An 18,841-nucleotide genomic window follows, 5' to 3' on the forward strand; every position below is an offset into this window, starting at 1 on the left:
GTTTTTTTGTGGTGCGCCCAGCATGGGCGCACACTTGCGAACTTATTCGGTAATGTAGTTCGACACGATGACCCAGCGGCCGTCATGCAGTTGCGACAGGCGCGAGAGGTTGCTGCCCAGGCGCTTTTGCGGTCCGAACTTCTGCACTGCGCTGCCAAAGATGTCGCGCGGGATTTCCATGGTGTCCATGGCCTTGATGAAGCTGTCGGTGCTCAGGTTGGTGCCCGCCTTCTGCGCGACGCGGATGAAGCTGTCGATCGCAAGATAGCCATAGACCGAGAACACAGCAGGGTCTTCGTTGAAGGCCGTCTTGTATTTGGTGGCCCAGAAACGGATGGGTTGCGATGCGTCGTCCAGGTAGGGGTTCTGCACCGTCATCGTGGCGTAGAGCCCATCCATGGCCTTGCCGCCCAACTTGTGGATCAGGTCGGTGTAGGCTGCGCTGGAACCCAGGAAGATCGGGTTGAAACCCAGTTTGCGCGCTGTACCAATGCCGCCAATCGTCTCGCGGATGATGGTGCCCAGCACCACCATGTCGCATTCGGCCGCCTTGAGCTTGGACATTTGCGAAGAGAAGTCGGTGGCACCGCGTTTGAACGTGGTTTTTTCGACCATGGTCATGCCGATGGCCTTGAGGCCGTCTTCTGCGCCGCGCTGTACTTCCAGGCCGAACTCGTCGTCCTGGTACATGGAGCACACCTTCTGGGCCTTCTTTTCCTTGACCAGCTTCGGCGTAGCAGCCTTCATCTGGTCATAGTAGGTGGCAGCAAAAGCGTACTTGAGCTTGTGGAAAGGCTCGTACATCTCACGCGCAGCCGTCACCGGGAAGAAGTTGATGACGTTCTTTTCAAACTGTACGGGCATGGCGGCAAGGTTTTGCGCCGTGCCCAGGTGGCCCACCATCATGAAAATCTTGTTCTGATTGACCAGCTTTTGGGCCGCCAGAACGGCTTTCTTGGGGTCGTAGCCTGAATCTTCCACGAGCAGGTTGAGCTTGCGTCCGTTGACGCCGCCTTGCTCGTTAACTTCGTTCACGCGCAGCATCATGCCGTTGCGCAACTGTTTGCCAAAGCCTGCCAGAGGACCAGACAGATCCTGGATGGAACCCAGCGTGATCTCGGTTTTGCTCACGCCCTGGCTTTCCTGGGCTTGTACCCCGGACGTGCTCATGGCGGCAGCGCATGCCAGCGCGGCCCAGGCTGCGGTCGATGTCATTTTCATGTCCTGTCTCCTTTTGAATTGTGTCAATACATGGCATCGATCTGTGCCGCGTACTTCTGTTCTACCAGCTTGCGCTTGAGCTTCATGGTCGGAGTGAGTTCTTCATCTTCGGCCGTGAGCTGGGTGTCGAGCAGGAAGAATTTCTTGATCTGCTCCACGCGGGCAAACTTCTGGTTCACCCGATTGATCTCGTTCTGGATCAATTCTTGCACTTCAGGGGCGCGTGTCAAACTGGCGTAATTACTGAAGGGTATGTCCTCATCCTGGGCGAATTTTTCTACGTTCTCTTGGTCGATCATGACGATGACCGTGAGATATGGGCGCTTGTCGCCGATGACCACGGCATCGGTGATGTAGGGCGAGAACTTGAGTTCGTTCTCCAGTTCACTGGGCGTGATGTTCTTGCCACCGGCCGTGATGATGATGTCCTTCATGCGGTCGGTGATGCGGAAGAACCCTTCATCGTCCACCACGCCCACATCCCCGGTGTGCAGCCAGCCGTCTGCATCAATGGTTTCGGCTGTTTTTTCGGGCAGGTTCAGGTAACCCATGAAGACGTTGGTGCCACGCACCAGGATCTCGCCTGTGGCAGGGTCGAGCCGCACTTCATTGAAACTGGCGGCCGGGCCGATGGAACCAGGCTTCATGCGCGTGGCCGGCACGCCGGTCGAGGCGCCGCAAGTCTCCGTCATGCCCCACACTTCCAGCATGGGAACGCCCAGGGCCATGTACCACTTGACAAGCTCGGGTGAGATCGGCGCCGCGCCGGTGACGCAAAAACGCGCCCGGTGGATGCCGATCAGTTTACGGGTGTTGTTCAGGGCCAGCCAGCGCGCCAGCGTGAAGCGCAGCCGCAGCCCGGTGTTCACCGCTTCGCCGGCCATGACCTTCTCGGCAATGCGCATGCCTACACCAATGCTCCAAGCGTAGGCGGCACGCTGTAGTGCACTCGACTCCTTGAGCGTGATCATCACGCCCGAATAGAATTTTTCCCAAACCCGGGGAACGGCGGTAAAAACGGTGGGCGCAATCTCGCGCACGTTTTCGGGAATGGTTTCGGGGTTCTCCACAAAGTTCAGCTTGGCGCCTGTGTAGAGCGCAAAGTACTCGCCCCCCATGCGCTCTGCAATGTGGCACAGGGGCAGAAAGCACATGCGTTCATCGCGCTCGTCTTGCGCCACCAGGGTGTTGAAGCCGCGCGTGGTGTAGACCAGTCCGCGGTGGCTGTGCATGGCGCCCTTGGGCTTGCCTGTGGTGCCCGACGTGTAGACCAGAATGGCCAGGTCGTCAGGTTGGCAGTCGGCCGCACTTTGCTGCACAGCGTCAGGGCGCTTCTCCAGCCATTCGCGGCCCAGGGCCCGCAGGGCGTCGAGCGACATCACGCCGGGGTCGTCCAGGTCGCGCAGGCCCTTCATGTCAAATACGACCACCTTCTGCAGCAAAGGCAGGCGCTCGCGCACTTCCAAGGCCTTGTCCAGTTGCTCGTCATCTTCCACAAACAATACGCGCGTCGCCGAGTCCTCGCACAGGTAATGCACCTGGGAAGCCGCGTCGGTGGGGTAAATGCCGTTGGAGACACCACCGCAACTGAGTACGGCCACGTCAGCCAGCACCCATTCGACCACGGTGTTGGCGAGGATCGAGGCCGTATGGCCACGCTCAAACCCCAGGGCCATCAGGCCACCCGCAATTTCGCGCACCGCCACGCCGGTTTCCTGCCAGGTCCAGCTGCGCCAGATGCCCAGTTTTTTCTGCCGCATCCAGATCTGATCGCCGCGCAGGGCCACCGCGTTCCAGAACACAGCGGAAATGGTCTCGCCCGGCACGACGATATCTTGCCGGGGCTGGATATGGCTTACATCCCACAAATTGCTCATTGCTTCACCGCCATGTCTTTTTCTTTTTCCAGCGCCGCTCGCCGCGCACGCCTGTTTCCTTCATGCCGAGGTAGAACTCCTTGATGTCGTCCTTCTCACGCAGGCGCTCGCAGGAGTCCTCCATGACAATGCGGCCGTTCTCCAGCACATAGCCGTAATCCGAGGCGTTGAGGGCCATGTTGGCGTTTTGTTCGACCAGCAGGATGGTGGTGCCACGCTCGCGGTTGATGCGCACCACGATCTCGAAAATCTCCTTGGTGAGCTTGGGTGATAGTCCCAGGCTGGGCTCGTCGAGCAGAATCAGATCGGGGTTGGCCATGAGGGCGCGCGAGATGGCCAGCATCTGTTGCTGCCCGCCCGACAGCAGTCCGGCATCCTGTTGTGAGCGTTCCTTCAGGATGGGAAAGTAGCCGTACACCATCTCCATGTCGCGGGCCATGCCGTCGCGGTCCTTGCGCGTGTAGGCGCCCATGAGCAGGTTGTCGTGCACCGAGAGCAGCGGAAACACTTCGCGCCCTTCGGGTACGTGCACCAGGCCCTGCTGCACGATGAACGCGGGGTCTTTCGCCGTGATGTCCTGGCTTTTGAATTCGACCGATCCCTTGCGCGGGTCCAGGATGCCCGAGATGGTCTTGAGAATGGTGGACTTGCCGGCGCCGTTGGAGCCCAGCACGGTGGCAATCTCGCCCCGGCGCACCTTCAGGCTCACGCCCCGGATGGCCTTGATGGGGCCATAGGAGCTTTCGACGTTCAGCAGCTTGAGCATGGGCGCCTGGGCGCCGTCGTCGCGGTCGGTCAGCGTACTCATGCAACCCTCCGCAATGAAGAAACATCGTCCACGGTGCCCAGGTAGGCCTCGATGACGGCCGGGTCGGTCTGCACCTCGCGTGGTGTACCCATGGCCAGCACCTCGCCCTGGTTCATGGCCAGTACCCGGTCGGACACCTTGGAGACGAGCGACATGTCGTGCTCCACCATGAGCACCGTGATGCCCAGCTCTTGCTGGATGTCCTGGATCCAGAACGCCATATCGTCGGTTTCCTCCACGTTGAGACCCGATGAGGGTTCGTCAAGCAGCAGCAGCTGGGGTTCGGTGCACAGTGCGCGCGCCAGTTCCACCACTTTGCGAACGCCATAGGGCAAGCCGGCCACCAGGGTGTCGCGGTAATGCTGCAGGTGCAGCAGGTCGATCACTTCCTCGGCTTTCAGGCGGGCCTGCAGTTCGGCCTCGCGCGCCGTGGCGGTGAAAAACATGTCGCGCAGAAAACCGGTCTTGCGGTGGGTGTGTCGTCCGATCAGCAGGTTGTGCAGCACCGTGGCGTGCTCAAACAGCTCGATGTTCTGGAAGGTGCGCGCAATGCCCATGGCGGCAATGGCGTGCGCCGGCTGGTCGGTGAGCTTCTTGCCCAGGTAGGTGATTTCGCCCGTGGTGGGCTGGTAGATGCGACTGATCAGGTTGAAAACCGTGGTCTTGCCGGCGCCGTTGGGACCGATGAGTGTGAACACCTCACCACGCTTGACGTCGAAGCTGACATTGTTGACGGCCAGTACGCCACCGAAGCGTACGCTCAGGTTGCGGGCAGAAAGGAGGATATCGCTCATCTCAAAGATTTCTTTCGATGCGTGTGCCACGCGCGGCGCAGGAAACCGGCGCGCCCCAGGCCAGTGGCCCCCGCGCAAGGGCTGCCCCGCCGCGCTGGGGGCGTCCCCGAGGGGCCGCTGCCTCTGGCGGCTGCACGGAGGAGCGAAGCGACATAGGGGAGTGTTTCACTTGAGGCGGTCCGATTTCTGGAAGGACTTCTGCCGCTTGAACATGCCTTTGCGGTAGAACGGAAAGAGTTGCAGCCAGGTTCGGATCTTCAGCCAGCGGCCATACAGGCCGTTGGGTTCGAACAGCACGAAGGAAACCAGCACCATGCCGTAGATGGCGGCCTGCAGACCTGGCGCCTGACCGATGGCATCGGGCAGCAGGTCTTTGACCATGCCAATGGCCTGCGGCATGGTGATCAAAAAGATGGCGCCGAGGAATACGCCATGCACCGAACCCAGGCCGCCAATCACGATCATCAGCAGCAGGTCGATCGATTGCAGAATGTTGAACTGGTCGGGCGAAATGAACTGCAGCTTGTGCGCATACAGCGCACCCGCAATGCCTGCCAGCCCGGCCGACAGGGCAAACGACAGTGTCTTGTAGCGCGCCAGGTGAATACCCATGCTTTGCGCCGATATTTCCGAGTCGCGGATGGCCACGAACGCTCGTCCTGTGGGCGCGCGCAGCAGGTTGAGCAGGCCCAGCGTGGCCGCCACAGTAATGCCCAGACAGAGAAAATAAAACGCATCACCGCCCGACAGTGACCATCCCCCGAGCGTTGGCGCCTTCACGTGCATGCCCGCGTTGCCGCCGGTCACCGATTCCCAGCGGGCAAACACTTCTTCCACGATGAAGCCAAAGGACAGTGTGGCCATGCCCAGGTAGATGCCCTTGACGCGCAGCGCAGGCAACCCCACCACCAGCCCCACGGCCGCCGACAGTCCGGCGGCGCAAGCCAGCGCCAGGGGAAAGGGCCAGCCCATGCCCACCAACACCGCCTGGGTGTAGGCCCCCACGCCCAAAAAGGCGGCATGGCCGAGCGAAAACAGCCCGGTGAAGCCCGCCAGCAGCATCAGGCCCAGGCCGGCGATGGCATAGATGAGTACAAAGGTCAGCTGCGCCAGCCAGTATTCGGCAAACAGCCAGGGCGCGGCCAGCAGCAGCAGCCCCAGGGCGCTGTACCAGAAGACGTGGCCAGGGTGCTTGGCAAGACGGATGTCCTGCCGGTAATCGGTTTTGAAAATGAAACGCATGTTGTTTGGCCCCGTCAGACTTTCTTGCGGAGCTTTTCGCCGAACAGCCCGTTGGGCCGGACCATCAGCATGATCAGCACCACCACATAGGCGGCGACATCCTTGAAGCCATCGGGCAAGTAAAAGCCCGAGAACGATTCGACCAGGCCAATCACCAGCCCGCCAACGATGGCCCCGGGCAGGCTGCTAAAGCCCCCCACCACGGCGGCGGGAAAAGCCTTGAGGCCGATGAAGCCCATGTTGGCATGCACAAAGGTGATGGGCGCCAGCAGCAGACCGGCAACGGCTGCCACCGCTGCGGCCAGTGCCCACACCAGGCCGTTGAGCCGTTGCACCGGAATGCCCATGTAGTAGGCCGCCAGCTGGTTCTGCGAAGACGCCTGCATCGCAATGCCCAGCTTGCTGTACTTGAACAAGGCGAACAACAGAATGCACAGCACGGCCGTGGCGGCAATGATGACGAACTGCTCGACGTTGACCACCAGTGTGCCAAGGGTCCAGATCTCGTCCTTGTAGGGCACCGGCAGCACATAGGTCTCTGTGCCGATGCCCGGAATCATGGTGATGATGCCGCGCGCCGTGTAGCCCACACCGATGGTCAGCATCACGATGGAGAACGCGGGCTGGCCCAGAATGGGGCGCACGATGACCCGCTCGATCGCCATGCCAAAGAGTGCCATGCCCGCAATGGAACTGAGCACGGCAAGCCAAAAGGGAAACCCCATCAGCGTCATGCATGCCAGGCCGCCAAAGGCGCCCAGCATCATGAGTTCACCCTGGGCGAAGCTCACGGTTTCTGTGCCTTTGTAAATCAGCACGAAACCCAGCGCGATGAGGCCATAAATGCAGCCTTGCGAGACACCGCTGATGACCAACTGCAAAAACTGCACGCTGTTGACTCCCTGTTTTGTGAATGCGTCCCGGTTTATAGCGGGGCATCGCAGTCTTGTCGTTAAGGGTTTTCCGTTGGTGACGTAAAGCAAAGTCTCGTAAGCGACAGCGGCGTTGCGCATCGCGACCGGGGCGATGCATAGCCAAAAAAATTTGTCAGTCGATGGCGAAGCGCGCGCGCAGCGCAGCGCCAAAAGCAGGCCTTCCGCTGAGCGATAGCGTCACGATATGGCAGCTAGCATGGGCGGGGTCACCCTGCACGGTGATGTGATGTTCGGCTGCGTCGTAGCCCAAGTGCAAGGGTGTTGTGTCTGCCGCCTCACAGAGGGTTTGCAGGTCATAGTCCCAGTCACCTCCGTCCTCGATGGCGCCGCAGCGTCCAGGGAAAACCTCGTGGGCCCACGCCAGCACCCACTCGATTTCGGCCAGCAGCGCTGAAAGCTGCTTGGGAGTGACCGATGCCATGGCATCCCAGGTACCTGTGCCCTCATCGTCTTCGCTGTAGTCAAAATCGAGGTAAAGCAGGGTCATGGTGTGCGGCGATGCAAGACAGAAAATGGCATTGTCCGGCAAGCGCATGCAGGCCCTGAACCATGCCACACGGAAAGTGAAACCATGAACGATACGGTACCGGTCCTGCAGGTCGAGGGCCTTTGTTTTTCTTACCCGCAGCACCCGCTTTTTGCGGGCTTGTCTGCCCGATTTGGCGCTGGCGTGATACTGGTGCAAGGGGGAGAGAGCAGCGGAAAAACCACGCTGCTGCGCTTGCTCGCAGGTGCTCTGGCGGCCGATGGTGGTCGTCTGGCGCTGCGCGGCACGGTGCTGGCCGATGCGCCACAAGCCTATCGGCAGCAGGTGTTCTGGGTCGATCCGCGTGCGGACGCCATTGATCCGCTCATTGTGCAGGCTTGGCTGGATTCGTTGCCCGCACTGCATCCTGCCTGGGATGCGCAGGCGATGGCCGATCATGTGCGCGGTTTTGGGTTGGAGCCTCACCTGGACAAGGCTTTTTACATGCTGTCCACGGGCAGTCGGCGCAAGGTGCTGATGGCGGCGGCACTGGCCTCGGGGGCTGCGCTCACGCTGATCGACGAACCCGTGGGGGGCCTGGACCGGCCCTCGGTGATCTACCTGCAGCGCGCGCTGACCCGCCATGCACAGCAGCCACGCGCCCTGGTCGTTGCCCATTACGAGGCTCTGCCGGGCGTTCCCTGGTCCCAGGTTCTGGAGTTGCCTGATGCTTGATGCGACCCACGATACTGGACTGCCGTTTGCGGCGTGCCATTCGCTGCGCACAGAACCCGCGGGAGCCCGCTGGCTGGCGCCTCGGTAAAGCCCAGGTAAACCCGCTGGCGTGCCAAGCGCAGGTGCGGTGCGCTGGCTACCATACGCCTTGGTTTCACTTTGCCATGCATTTACCATGCGCTCCTCCCGTCTGATCCACCGGCCCCGCAGCCCTGCATTGCGCCAGTCGGGACGCGCACGCTGGTGGCTCCTGGGCCTGTTCGTGGTGGCGCTGGCCGGTGGTGGTGGGTGGTGGATGCACCGTCAGGCGGGTGAGGGTGCGACTGCCGCCCCTGCGGGTGCCCCTGGTTCCGACGGACGCAAGGCCGGTGGCCCGGGTCGGTTTGGTGGCAGCCCGGCACAGCCCGTATCGGTCGGCGAGGTGCGGCGTGAGGACGTGCGTGTGCAGGTGAGCGCCATTGGCACCCTGAACGCGCGCGCCACGGCGGTGGTGCGTGCACAAGTGACGGGCCAGTTGATCGCGCTGCATTTCAAGGAAGGCGATGAGGTCAAGGCCGGTGCTTTGCTGGCTGAAATGGACCCGCGCAGCTACCACGCCGCCTTGGGCCAGGTGCAGGGCGCGTTGGCGCGCGACGAGGCGCTGCTCGCCAACGCACGCATCGATCTCGTGCGCTACCGTGATTTGCAGCAGCAGAACTCCATTGCCAGCCAGCAGGTGGACACGCAGGCTGCCCTGGTGCGCCAGCTCGAAGGCACTGTAGCCGCAGACCGCGCCGCGCGCGATGCAGCGCAGCTGCAGCTTTCGTACACGCGCATCACAGCACCGATTTCCGGGCGCCTGGGCCTACGCCAGGCTGACCGCGGAAACGTGGTGTCGCCAGGAGATGTGAACGGCATCGTCACCATTGCCCAGGTGCGGCCCATTGACGCCGTGTTCTCGGTGCCCGAGGGTCTGCTGTCGCAGATAACCCCTCGTCTGGCGGACAAAACCCCGCTGCCCGTCGAGCTGTGGGACCGTGAGATGCGCCAACGCCTGGGGACAGGCGTGGTCAGCGCGCTGGACAACGCCATTGACACCACTACGGGCAGCATCCGCGTCAAGGCGGCCTTTCCCAACGAGAACGGTGCGCTGTTTTCCAACCAGTTCGTCAACATCAAGCTGCAGCTCGATACGCTCAAGAACGCGCTGACCGTGCCTGCCACCGCCCTGCAAAACGGCCATGTGTACTTGGTGAAGGATGACGGCACCGTCGCTTGGACGGCGGTGCGCGCCGGCCCGCAGGATGGTGATCGCCTGAGCGTGCAGGGCGACTTGTCGGTGGGCGCGCAGGTCGTGACCGACGGGCTCGACCGCCTGCGCGATGGCGCCAAGGTGAACGTGATCACGCCCCCCGTGCCAGGTGCTGCGCCGGTAGCGAAGGCGCGCCGGTTTGATCCGTCCACGCTGCCGCCCGAGGTGCGTGAGAAGCTGGCCAAGATGTCGCCAGAGGAGCGCCGCGCGTTTATTACCGAGCGCCGGGCCAAGGCTGCTGCCTCGGCGCCTGCGCTGGCCGCAAGTGCCCCGGCCAGCGCCCCCGAGAGCAAGGCCAAGCCCTGAAGCGCGGCGGCCTCAGTCCAGACGGTTTCGCGCATGAATATCTCGCGCCCCTTCATATTGCGGCCGGTGGCAACCTCGCTGCTCATGCTCGCCTTGCTGCTCAGCGGCTTGCTGGCGATGCGCCTGCTGCCGGTGTCGGCCCTGCCCGAGGTCGATTACCCGACCATCCAGATCACCACGCTTTACCCTGGCGCCAGCCCGGATGTGATGACCGCCACCGTCACTGCGCCGCTGGAGCGCCAGTTCGGTCAGATGCAGGGGCTGGCGCAAATGTCGTCCACCAGCTCGGGTGGTGCTTCGGTGATCACGCTGCGTTTTTCACTCGATATCGCCATGGACGTGGCCGAGCAGGAGGTGCAGGCGGCCATCAACGCCGGCAGCAACCTGCTGCCCCCAGATTTGCCCATGCCGCCGCTCTACAGCAAGGTCAACCCGGCGGACGCGCCCATCATGACGCTGGCGATCACATCGCCTTCGTTGCCGGTCATTCGCGTCAATGATCTGGTGGAAAACCGCCTGGCACCGCGCCTGTCGCAGGTGCCTGGTGTCGGGTTGGTGGCGGTGGCGGGCGGGCGCCGGCCTGCGGTACGCATCCAGGTCAACCCCGCCACGTTGGCGGGCCTGGGCTTCACGCTGGACGACGTGCGCACGGCCATCGCTGCTGCCAATGTGCGCCAGGCCAAGGGCGGGTTCGACGGGCCAGACCGCGCGTCGAGCATCGATGCCAACGATCAGCTCCAGTCGGCGGCTGAGTACCGCAACCTGGTGCTCGCGTTTCGCAATGGCGCGCCGATCCGCCTCGCCGATATTGCCTCCACCGTGGACGACGCCGAGAACACGCGCCTGGCGGCATGGGCTGGTACGCCGGACATGGGCAGCCGCGCCGGTGTCATCCTCAACATCCAGCGCCAGCCTGGCGCCAACGTGATCGACACGGTGGACCGCATCCAGGCGCTGCTGCCCCAGCTGCGCAGCACGCTGCCGACCTCGCTCGACGTGCAGGTGCTGACCGACCGCACCGTCACCATCCGCGCCTCGGTGCGCGACATGCAGTACGAACTGTTGCTGGCGATTGCGCTGGTAGTGGCGGTTATTTTCGTTTTCCTGCGCAGCCCCTCGGCCACGCTGATTCCCGCTGTGGCGGTGCCGTTGTCGCTGGTGGGAACGTTGGGCGTGATGTACCTGGCGGGTTTTTCCATCAACAATCTCACGCTGATGGCGCTGACCATTTCCACGGGCTTTGTGGTCGATGATGCGATTGTCATGATCGAAAATATTGCCCGGCACCTGGAGGAGCCCGGCGCCGTGCCCCTCACGCCGCTACAGGCTGCGTTGGAGGGTTCACGCCAGATCGGCTTTACCATCATCTCGTTGACGATCTCGCTGATTGCGGTGCTGATTCCGCTTCTGTTCATGGGCGACGTAGTGGGGCGGCTATTCCACGAATTTGCCATCACCATGGCCGTGTCCATCGTGATTTCCGCCGTCGTCTCGCTCACCCTCACGCCCATGCTCAGTGCCCGCCTGCTGCGCGCACCAGAAAATGAACGCCACGGATGGCTGTACCACGCCACCGGCCGTTTCTTTGACCGCACCATCGCCGCCTATGGACGCATGCTCGAAGTGGTGCTGGACCACAGTGTGTTGACCTGGGTGGTTTTCATGGCCACGCTGGCGCTCACCGTACTGCTGTATTTTTGGGTGCCCAAGGGTTTTTTCCCGACGCAGGACACGGGCCTGCTGCAGGCCACCACCGAGGCCGATCAGTCCATTTCTTTCGCCGCCATGGCCGAGCGCCAGCAGGCCGTGGCCGCGCGCATATTGCAAGACCCTGCGGTGCAAAGCGTGTCTTCGTTCATTGGAGTCGATGGCCAGAACACCACGCTCAACAGCGGCCGCCTGCTGATCAACCTGAAGGCGCACAGTACCCGCGACGCCGCCCCGGTGGTGCAGCAGCGGCTGGTGACCGCCACGCAGAGCCTTGCCGGTATCCGCTTGTTTGTGCAGCCGGTGCAGGATTTGACGATTGAAGACCGCGTTGCGCGCACCCAGTACCAGTTGCTGCTGTCGTCGCCCGACGCGGCCACGCTCAAGGCGGCCACGCAACGGATGCAAGAGCGCCTGCGCGCGTTGCCAGGGCTTTCCGATGTGGCCAGCGACCTGCAGGACAAGGGGCTGCAAGCCTATGTGACCATCGACCGTGCGCAGGCCAGCCGGCTCGGTGTCACCGTGGCGGCGATAGATACCGCGCTCTACAACGCCTTTGGCCAACGCCTGATTTCCACCATCTTTACGCAGTCCAACCAGTACCGCGTGGTGCTGGAAGTCGCGCCGCGCTTTGCCGTTGGGCCTGAGGCGCTGGCGGGTATCTATGTGCCGGTGGCCGGTGGTGCGCCGGTACCGCTCTCGGCGGTGGCGCGTGTCCAAGAGCGCAGCATGCCGCTGGCCGTGAACCATGTGGGCCAGTTGCCGGCCGCCACGCTGTCATTCAACGCTGCGCCGGGCGTAGCGCTGGGCGACGCGGTTGTCCAGGTGCAAAAGGCGCTGGGGGATGCCCGTGCCAGCGGTGATGTCAGCGCTGCGGTGGATGCCCGCTTTCAGGGGGCCGCACTGGCTTTTCAGGCGTCACTGTCCAATACGCTGCTGCTCATTCTGGCGGCGGTGGTCACGATGTACATCGTGTTGGGCGTGCTCTATGAGAGCGTGGTGCACCCGGTGACCATTCTCTCGACCTTGCCCTCGGCCACGGTGGGGGCGCTGCTGGCGCTCAAGCTGGCGGGCGCCGAGCTTGACATCGTGGCCGTGATCGGCATCGTGCTGCTCATTGGCATCGTCAAGAAGAACGCCATCATGATGATCGACTTCGCACTCGATGCGCAGCGCGAGCGCGGCCTGCCCGCCCGCGCCGCCATTGTGGAGGCTTGCCGGTTGCGCTTTCGGCCCATCCTCATGACCACGCTGGCGGCACTGTTTGGCGCGCTGCCCATGATGCTGGGTGGTGGTGTGGGCAGCGAGTTGCGCTTTCCGCTCGGGGTGACGGTGGTGGGCGGGCTGATCGTCAGCCAGCTGTTGACCTTGTTCACGACGCCGGTGATTTATCTGACGTTTGAGCATGCCGCCGAGCGTTGGCACGCGCGCCGGGCGCGTAAGGAATCGGGCCATGCACCTGCCTGATTTTTTAGGCAAAATCGGCCGCCAGCGCACGTCTTGCCTGCGTGAGGCAGTCAAAAAGCATAGTGATTTGGAAGTGGGGGCTGATTCCAATTTCTTGCCTGGTTTGAGGGCGCACACCCCGGCCTCTGCCTTCAGTAAAAACAAACCGTCAAAAAATATAGCTGCTACCGCAATACCCATAAGCGCTAGAGGCCAAAAACACTATAAATCTGGAAGAAAGCTCAACCCATGAGCCTCTCCACCCCCTTCATCCACCGCCCGGTAGGCACCCTGCTGCTGACGTTGGCGTTGGTCCTGGCAGGCAGCGTGGCGTACTTTCAGCTGCCGGTGGCGCCGCTGCCGCAGGTCGATTACCCCACCATTTCCGTATCTGCCAGCTTGCCCGGCGCCAGCCCCGACACCATGGCCGCCACCGTGGCCACGCCGCTGGAACGCGCATTGGGCGCCATTGCCGGGGTGACGGAGATGACGTCAAGCTCGGCCCAGGGCAGCACGCGCGTCACGCTGCAATTCGACCTGAGCCGCACCGTCGACAGCGCGGCGCGTGATGTGCAGGCGGCGATCAATGCCTCGCGCACGCTGCTGCCCAGCGGCATGCCCAGCAACCCGAGCTACCGCAAGGTGAACCCGGCGGATTCCCCCATCCTGATGCTGGCGTTGACCTCGTCCACGCTCACCCGGGGCCAGATGTATGACGCGGCCTCGACCGTGCTGGCGCAAAAGCTCTCGCAGGTGGAGGGCGTGGGCCAGGCCACGGTCAGCGGGGGCGCGCTGCCGGCCGTGCGCGTCGAGCTTGACCCGGTGCGTCTGGCGGCCAGCGGCATTTCTCTGGAGCAGGTGCGCAACGCCATCAGCAACACCAATGGCCGCAGGCCGCTGGGGGGCGTAGAGCGCGAAGACCACTACTGGCAGATTGCTGCCAACGACCAGGCGAGCCTTGCTGCCGACTACGCGCCATTGGTGCTGCGCTGGAACGCCAATGGCAGCGCGGTGCTGCTGCGCGATGTGGCCGAGGTGACCAACGGCGTGCAGGACACGCGCAACTATGGCGTGGCCAATGGCAAACCGGCCATCCTGCTGCAGATCTACAAACAGCCGGGTGCCAACATTCTCGATGCCGTGGACCGCGTGCGGGCCTTGTTGCCGCAGCTCAAAGCCTCCATCCCGGCAGCGATCGACGTGCAGATCGTCTCGGACCGCACGCCCACGCTGCGCGCCTCGGTGCGCGAGGTGCAGCGCGCGCTGGTCATGGCGGTGGCGCTAGTGGTGATGGTGGTTTTCTTGTTTTTGCGCAGTGCCCGCGCCGCGCTGGTGCCCAGCGTGGCCGTTCCGGCATCGCTCATGGGTGCGTTTGGCGTGATGTACCTGGCCGGCTATACGCTGGACAACCTCTCGCTCATGGCGCTCACCATTGCCACGGGTTTTGTCGTGGACGATGCCATTGCGGTGCTGGAGAACATTGCCCGCCACATGGAGAACGGCAAGAGCGCACTGCAGGCGGCATTGGTGGGTTCGCGCGAGATTGCCTTCACGGTGCTCTCGATGAGCATTTCGCTGGTGGCCGTGTTCGTGCCCATCATGTTCATGGGCGATGTGGTGGGGCGGTTCTTTCGGGAGTTTGCCGTCGTCATGTCGGCAGCCATCCTGATCTCGCTGGTTATCTCGCTCACCACTACGCCCACGCTCTGCGCGCTGTTGCTCAAACCCCGCGCGGTGCACGCTCCTACGCGCATCGGTCGCTGGGTGGACGCCCGGGCTGCGCGCGGCATGCGCGCCTATCGCCGCAGCCTTGCGTGGTGCCTGCGCCGCCAGCCGCTGGTGCTGCTGCTCTTGGGCGGTGTCATCGTGCTCAATGTGTTTCTCTACACCACCATCGAAAAGGGCTTCATGCCCGAGCAGGATACGGGCCGCATCATGGGCTTCATTCGCGCCGACCAAGCCAGTTCCTACCAGGCGATGGAGCGGCGTATCAAGCGTTTTCTGGCCATTGTGGAGGCCGACCCCGCGGTCGAAAATGTGACGGGTTTTACCGGCGGCGGCCAGCGCAACGCGGGCGCCATGTTCATGACGCTCAAGACCGATCGAAAAGAGTCTTCCGACGCCGTGATCACGCGCCTGCGCGGCCAGCTCAAGGACGAGCCCGGTGCGCGATTGTTCATGGTGCCCCAGCGTGACATTCGCATCGGCGGGCGCCAAAGCAGCGGCTCTTATGACTATACGCTGCAGGCCGACGACGTGGCCGACCTGCGCACCTGGGAGCCACGCATCCGCGAAGCCTTGGCGGCGCTGGCGCAGCTCGAAGACGTCAACAGCGATGTGCAGGACCACGGCGAGCAGACGACGCTGGACATCGACCGCGATGCTCTCGTGCGCCTGGGCCTCACGATGGCGCAGGTGGACGCCACGTTGAACGACGCATTCGGCCAGCGCCAGGTGGGCGTGATCTACAACCCGCTGAACCAGTACCGCGTGGTGATGGAGGCGGCGCCGCGTTTTCTGCAAGACCCCAAAGTGCTGGACGGTTTCTTCTTTATCTCAAAAACCGGCCAGCGCGTGCCGCTCTCGGCCTTTGCCAAGCTGCGCAGCACCGTCACGCCGCTGTCCGTGAGCCACGAAGGCGGCTCCCCGGCGAGCACCATCAGCTTTGGCTTGGCGCAAGGCATGTCGCTGTCGGATGCCACCAGTGCCATCGAGCAGGCGGTGGCCAGCCTGGGCGTACCGGTGTCGGTGCGTGGCAGTTTTGGCGGTAACGCGGGCGCCTTTCAAAAGACGCTGGCCAACCAGCCGCTGCTCATTCTCGCGGCGCTCGCCACCATTTACCTGGTGCTGGGCATGCTGTACGAGAGCCTGGTGCACCCGCTGACCATCCTCTCGACCCTGCCTTCGGCGGGTGTTGGCGCGTTGCTGGCGCTGATGCTGTTTAAAACCGAGTTTTCGCTCATCGCGCTCATTGGCGTCTTCTTGCTGATCGGTATCGTCAAGAAAAATGCCATTCTCATGATCGACTTTGCCCTGGCACGCCAGCGCGGTGGCCATGCCAGTGCGGCCCAGGCCATTTACCGCGCGGCCGGGCTGCGCCTGCGCCCCATCCTCATGACCACCATGGCCGCCATTTTTGGCGCGCTGCCGCTGGCGCTGGGGCGGGGCGACGGTGCCGAGCTGCGCCAGCCGCTGGGCATTGCCGTGGTGGGGGGGCTGCTGGTGAGCCAGTTGCTCACGCTCTACACCACGCCCGTGGTGTACCTGGTGTTTGAGCGCCTGCGCCAGCGTGTGCAGATGCGGCGCTTGCCGCGACCGCGGGCTCCCGTGCCCCGTCTGGAGACTCTCTGATGGCTGTCCTGCCCCTGTGGTCTGAATTTTTATCATTGCGGTGTGTGCCGGGCGCACTCCCGGCTGCGCTGGCGCTCGCAGGCCTGCTTGCGGGTTGCGCCGCGCCCGTGCAGCACGCGCTGCCCGACGCGCCGGTGCCCGCCGCATGGAAAGAGGGTGCCGCCGCGCAGCCCGGCTTCTGGCACCCGGCAACGCCGGGGGAGGGCGTGCAGGCCGACTGGTGGATGCGCTATGGCGACCCGGCGCTGAATGCGCTGCAAGACAGGGCGCAGAGCGGCAACCCGGGCCTGGCGCAAAGTGCAGCGCGCCTGCGGGCGGCACAGGCGGCGGTGGGCGGTGCGCGTGCACCGCTGCTCCCTCAGCTGGGCATTTCGGCCAGCAGCCAGCGTGCACAGGCGACACCGGGTGCAGGCCCGGTCAACAGCCAGTCGCTGGGTGTTTCCGCCAGTTGGGAAATCGACCTGTGGGGGCGCGTGGCAGGAATGGTCGATGCGGCCCAGGCCAACGCCCAGGCCAGCAGCGCCGACCTGGCAGCGGCCCTCTTGTCGCTGCAGGCGCTGGTGGCACAAAGCTACTTCGCACTGCGTACCGCCGAAGCGCAGCAGCAAATGTTGCAAGCCACCCTTGCCGCCTACGACGAAAGCCGCACGCTCACGCGCAACCGCGTGCAGGCCGGGGTGGCGTCGCCGTCCGACGCCGACCAGGCAGAGTCCCAGTACCAGAGCACGCGCGCCCAATGGCTGGAGGCGCAGGCCACCCGCGTCCAGTGGGAGCACGCCCTGGCCGCGCTGCTGGGTGAGGCAGCTTCCACTTTTTCTTTGGAGCCCACGGCGCAACTGCCAGTACCGCCCGCCGTTCCGCTGGCGCTGCCCGCAGAACTGCTGCAGCGCCGCCCTGATATCGCAGCCGCTCAACTGAACGTGGCGGCTGCCAATGCCCAGCTGGGTGTGGCGCGCAGCGCCTTCTTCCCGGCCCTTACGCTCTCGGCCAGCGCGGGTTACCGTGCCAGCAGCTTCGCGTCGCTCATTTCGGCGCCGAACCTGGTGTGGTCGCTGGGGCCACAGTTGGCACTGGCGTTGTTCGACAACGGCGCACGCACAGCGGCCGTGGAGGGCGCGATGGCCAATGTGGACCTGGCTGCGGCCATTTACCGGGGTGTGGTCATCACCGCCTTGCAGGAGGTGGAAGATGCATTGAGCACCGGTGCCTTCGTGCAGCAGCAGGCGCAGGCGCAGCAGCTTGCCGTGGCGGCTGCGCAGCGTGCGCTTGCCGTGGCGCAAAACCAGTACCGGGCCGGTATCGTCGGCTACCTCAATGTGCTTTCCGCCCAGGCGAGTTTGCTGGCGGGTCAGCGCAGTCTGATCGAGCTGCAACGCCAGCAGCTGGTGGCGGTGAATACCTTGCTGAAGAATCTGGGCGGCGGCTGGACCGATGCCCCTTGACGGGTGTGCTGCCCGTGCGCGGTCAGCGCAGGTAGTTCATGTAGCCGGTGATGATCACGGCGTTGAAAAAGTCGATGAACAGGGAGCCCACCAGCGGAATGACGAAAAACGCCTTGATGGACGGCCCGTTGGCTGCCGCAAAGGCCTGCATGTTGGCCATGGCGTTGGGCGTGGCGCCCATGCCGAAGCCGCAATGACCGGCGGCAATCACTGCAGCGTCGTAGTCACTGCCCATGACGCGGAAGGTGACAAAGTAGGCATACGCAAACATCACCACCGTCTGCACCAGCAGGATGGCCAGCAGCGGGCCAGCCACCTGGGCCAACTCCCACAGCTTCATCGACATCAGTGCCATGGCCAGGAAGAATGCCAGCGAAACGTTGCCCACCACTTCGAACTGGCGCAGCGGCAGGTGCCAGTCGCGCCAGTCGATCACGTTGCGCATCAGTGCGGCCACCAGCATGGGGCCGAGGTAGGCGGGCAGCGTGACGCCCAGGTCCTTGAGCCAGTTGACCAGGAGGGTGCCGGCGCCAATCGACAGTGCCAGCAAAATGGTGGCGTACATCACGGTATCGTGCGAATCGGCTTCGCCGGTGTCCTTGATCAGCGGTGAAGCGCTTGCAGATGTTGCCGCCACGGTCGGCTGCAGCTTGTTGCGCCGCATCAGCAGCGTGCCCACCGGCCCACCGATCAGGCAGCCGGCCACCAGCCCGTAGGTGGCGGCGGCAATGGCGGCCGGCAGCGCGCCCACAGCGCCGGCCTGTTCCAGCAGCGGGCCGAAAGCCGCCGAAGTGCCATGCCCACCGGTCAGCGAGATAGAACCTGCGGCCAGGCCGATGAGCGGGTGCACGCCCATGCTGCTCGCCATGGCCACGCCGACGGTGTTCTGGATCAGCACCAGCACCACCGCAGCGCCCAGAAACAGCGCTACGCCTACGCCGCCTTTTTTCAGCAGCTCGAAACTGGCAGAAAACCCAATGGTGGTGAAAAACACCAGCAGCAAGAAGGCGCGGATGCTGTCGTTGAAGATGAACTCGAAACTGCCGGTTTGGTGGCCGACGAGCGTCAGCACCGAAAACAGCACGCCCCCAATGATCGGTCCGGGGATGAAGTAGCGCGCCAGGATGCTGGCGTGCTTTTTGATGAATTCACCGAGCACGAGCAATACGGCAGAAAGCCCTACGGTCTGGGCGATGTCGAGCGGGATGGTGACCATGAAG

General features: G+C 63.6%; 14 protein-coding genes. 6 read left to right on the forward strand and 8 right to left on the reverse strand.

Translation table 11 applies throughout. The features are described from left to right. Positions 1–42 precede the first annotated feature (42 nt). The 7 genes from C8D04_RS02235 to C8D04_RS02265 form a co-directional block, all read right to left on the reverse strand. Positions 43–1,221, reverse strand: coding sequence for an ABC transporter substrate-binding protein (locus C8D04_RS02235; RefSeq protein WP_116003406.1), 1,179 nt, complete (start codon positions 1,219–1,221; stop codon positions 43–45). A gap of 23 nt (positions 1,222–1,244) precedes the next feature. Further along, positions 1,245–3,098, reverse strand: coding sequence for a long-chain fatty acid--CoA ligase (locus C8D04_RS02240; RefSeq protein ID WP_116003407.1), 1,854 nt, complete (start codon positions 3,096–3,098; stop codon positions 1,245–1,247). Between the two features lie 4 nt (positions 3,099–3,102). Continuing rightward, the gene (locus C8D04_RS02245; RefSeq protein WP_116003408.1) at positions 3,103–3,906 is read right to left on the reverse strand and encodes an ABC transporter ATP-binding protein; all 804 of its coding nucleotides are present in this window, start codon (positions 3,904–3,906) and stop codon (positions 3,103–3,105) included. Next, entirely contained in the window at positions 3,903–4,700 is a 798-nt protein-coding gene (locus C8D04_RS02250; protein ID WP_116003409.1) for an ABC transporter ATP-binding protein, read from the reverse strand. Before C8D04_RS02250 ends, C8D04_RS02245 begins: the two co-directional genes overlap by 4 nt. 165 nt (positions 4,701–4,865) lie before the next feature. Then, entirely contained in the window at positions 4,866–5,942 is a 1,077-nt protein-coding gene (locus C8D04_RS02255; RefSeq protein WP_116003410.1) for a branched-chain amino acid ABC transporter permease, read from the reverse strand. A gap of 14 nt (positions 5,943–5,956) precedes the next feature. Next, positions 5,957–6,832: a branched-chain amino acid ABC transporter permease gene (locus tag C8D04_RS02260; protein ID WP_116003411.1), complete on the reverse strand. Its 876-nt coding sequence runs from the start codon at positions 6,830–6,832 to the stop codon at positions 5,957–5,959. 157 nt (positions 6,833–6,989) lie between these two features. After that, positions 6,990–7,364 carry a hypothetical protein gene (locus C8D04_RS02265; RefSeq protein ID WP_116005966.1) on the reverse strand — a complete coding sequence of 125 codons (375 nt, stop codon included), beginning with the start codon at positions 7,362–7,364 and terminating at the stop codon, positions 6,990–6,992. Positions 7,365–7,448: 84 nt separating this feature from the next. Here C8D04_RS02265 and C8D04_RS02270 point away from each other — a divergent pair, with 84 nt between their 5' ends. The 6 genes from C8D04_RS02270 to C8D04_RS02290 all read left to right on the forward strand — a co-directional run bounded on the left by C8D04_RS02270 (position 7,449) and on the right by C8D04_RS02290 (position 17,621). Beyond that, entirely contained in the window at positions 7,449–8,078 is a 630-nt protein-coding gene (locus C8D04_RS02270; protein WP_116003413.1) for an ATP-binding cassette domain-containing protein, read from the forward strand. Between the two features lie 175 nt (positions 8,079–8,253). Further along, positions 8,254–9,675, forward strand: a complete 1,422-nt coding sequence (locus tag C8D04_RS02275; RefSeq protein ID WP_116003414.1) for an MdtA/MuxA family multidrug efflux RND transporter periplasmic adaptor subunit — start codon at positions 8,254–8,256, stop codon at positions 9,673–9,675. Between the two features lie 33 nt (positions 9,676–9,708). After that, on the forward strand, positions 9,709–12,849 hold the full coding sequence (locus C8D04_RS02280; RefSeq protein ID WP_116003415.1) for an efflux RND transporter permease subunit: 3,141 nt from the start codon (positions 9,709–9,711) through the stop codon (positions 12,847–12,849). Then, a complete protein-coding gene (locus tag C8D04_RS18520) occupies positions 12,836–13,081 on the forward strand; it encodes a hypothetical protein (RefSeq protein ID WP_133243598.1) in 246 nt (81 codons plus the stop codon). The genes C8D04_RS02280 and C8D04_RS18520 overlap by 14 nt, the downstream gene beginning before the upstream one ends. After that, positions 13,078–16,179, forward strand: a complete 3,102-nt coding sequence (locus C8D04_RS02285; RefSeq protein WP_116003416.1) for an efflux RND transporter permease subunit — start codon at positions 13,078–13,080, stop codon at positions 16,177–16,179. Before C8D04_RS18520 ends, C8D04_RS02285 begins: the two co-directional genes overlap by 4 nt. Further along, positions 16,179–17,621, forward strand: a complete 1,443-nt coding sequence (locus C8D04_RS02290; RefSeq protein WP_116003417.1) for an efflux transporter outer membrane subunit — start codon at positions 16,179–16,181, stop codon at positions 17,619–17,621. Before C8D04_RS02285 ends, C8D04_RS02290 begins: the two co-directional genes overlap by 1 nt. A 22-nt stretch (positions 17,622–17,643) precedes the next feature. Here C8D04_RS02290 and gltS read toward each other — a convergent pair whose 3' ends face one another. Further along, positions 17,644–18,837 carry a sodium/glutamate symporter gene (gene gltS, locus C8D04_RS02295; RefSeq protein WP_116003418.1) on the reverse strand — a complete coding sequence of 398 codons (1,194 nt, stop codon included), beginning with the start codon at positions 18,835–18,837 and terminating at the stop codon, positions 17,644–17,646. Positions 18,838–18,841 lie beyond the last annotated feature (4 nt).

Origin of the sequence: Simplicispira sp. 125 (assembly GCF_003096555.1) — a bacterium.
GTDB lineage: Bacteria > Pseudomonadota > Gammaproteobacteria > Burkholderiales > Burkholderiaceae_C > Simplicispira.

Coding starts and splice junctions, on each gene's coding strand:
- C8D04_RS02235 (WP_116003406.1), bottom strand. CDS start 1,221: ATGAAAATGACATCGACCGCAGCCTGGGCCGCGCTGGCATGCGCTGCC.
- C8D04_RS02270 (WP_116003413.1), top strand. CDS start 7,449: ATGAACGATACGGTACCGGTCCTGCAGGTCGAGGGCCTTTGTTTTTCT.
- C8D04_RS02285 (WP_116003416.1), top strand. CDS start 13,078: ATGAGCCTCTCCACCCCCTTCATCCACCGCCCGGTAGGCACCCTGCTG.
- C8D04_RS02250 (WP_116003409.1), bottom strand. CDS start 4,700: ATGAGCGATATCCTCCTTTCTGCCCGCAACCTGAGCGTACGCTTCGGT.
- C8D04_RS02280 (WP_116003415.1), top strand. CDS start 9,709: ATGAATATCTCGCGCCCCTTCATATTGCGGCCGGTGGCAACCTCGCTG.
- C8D04_RS02245 (WP_116003408.1), bottom strand. CDS start 3,906: ATGAGTACGCTGACCGACCGCGACGACGGCGCCCAGGCGCCCATGCTC.
- C8D04_RS02255 (WP_116003410.1), bottom strand. CDS start 5,942: ATGCGTTTCATTTTCAAAACCGATTACCGGCAGGACATCCGTCTTGCC.
- gltS (WP_116003418.1), bottom strand. CDS start 18,837: ATGGTCACCATCCCGCTCGACATCGCCCAGACCGTAGGGCTTTCTGCC.
- C8D04_RS02240 (WP_116003407.1), bottom strand. CDS start 3,098: ATGAGCAATTTGTGGGATGTAAGCCATATCCAGCCCCGGCAAGATATC.
- C8D04_RS18520 (WP_133243598.1), top strand. CDS start 12,836: ATGCACCTGCCTGATTTTTTAGGCAAAATCGGCCGCCAGCGCACGTCT.
- C8D04_RS02265 (WP_116005966.1), bottom strand. CDS start 7,364: ATGACCCTGCTTTACCTCGATTTTGACTACAGCGAAGACGATGAGGGC.
- C8D04_RS02275 (WP_116003414.1), top strand. CDS start 8,254: ATGCGCTCCTCCCGTCTGATCCACCGGCCCCGCAGCCCTGCATTGCGC.
- C8D04_RS02290 (WP_116003417.1), top strand. CDS start 16,179: ATGGCTGTCCTGCCCCTGTGGTCTGAATTTTTATCATTGCGGTGTGTG.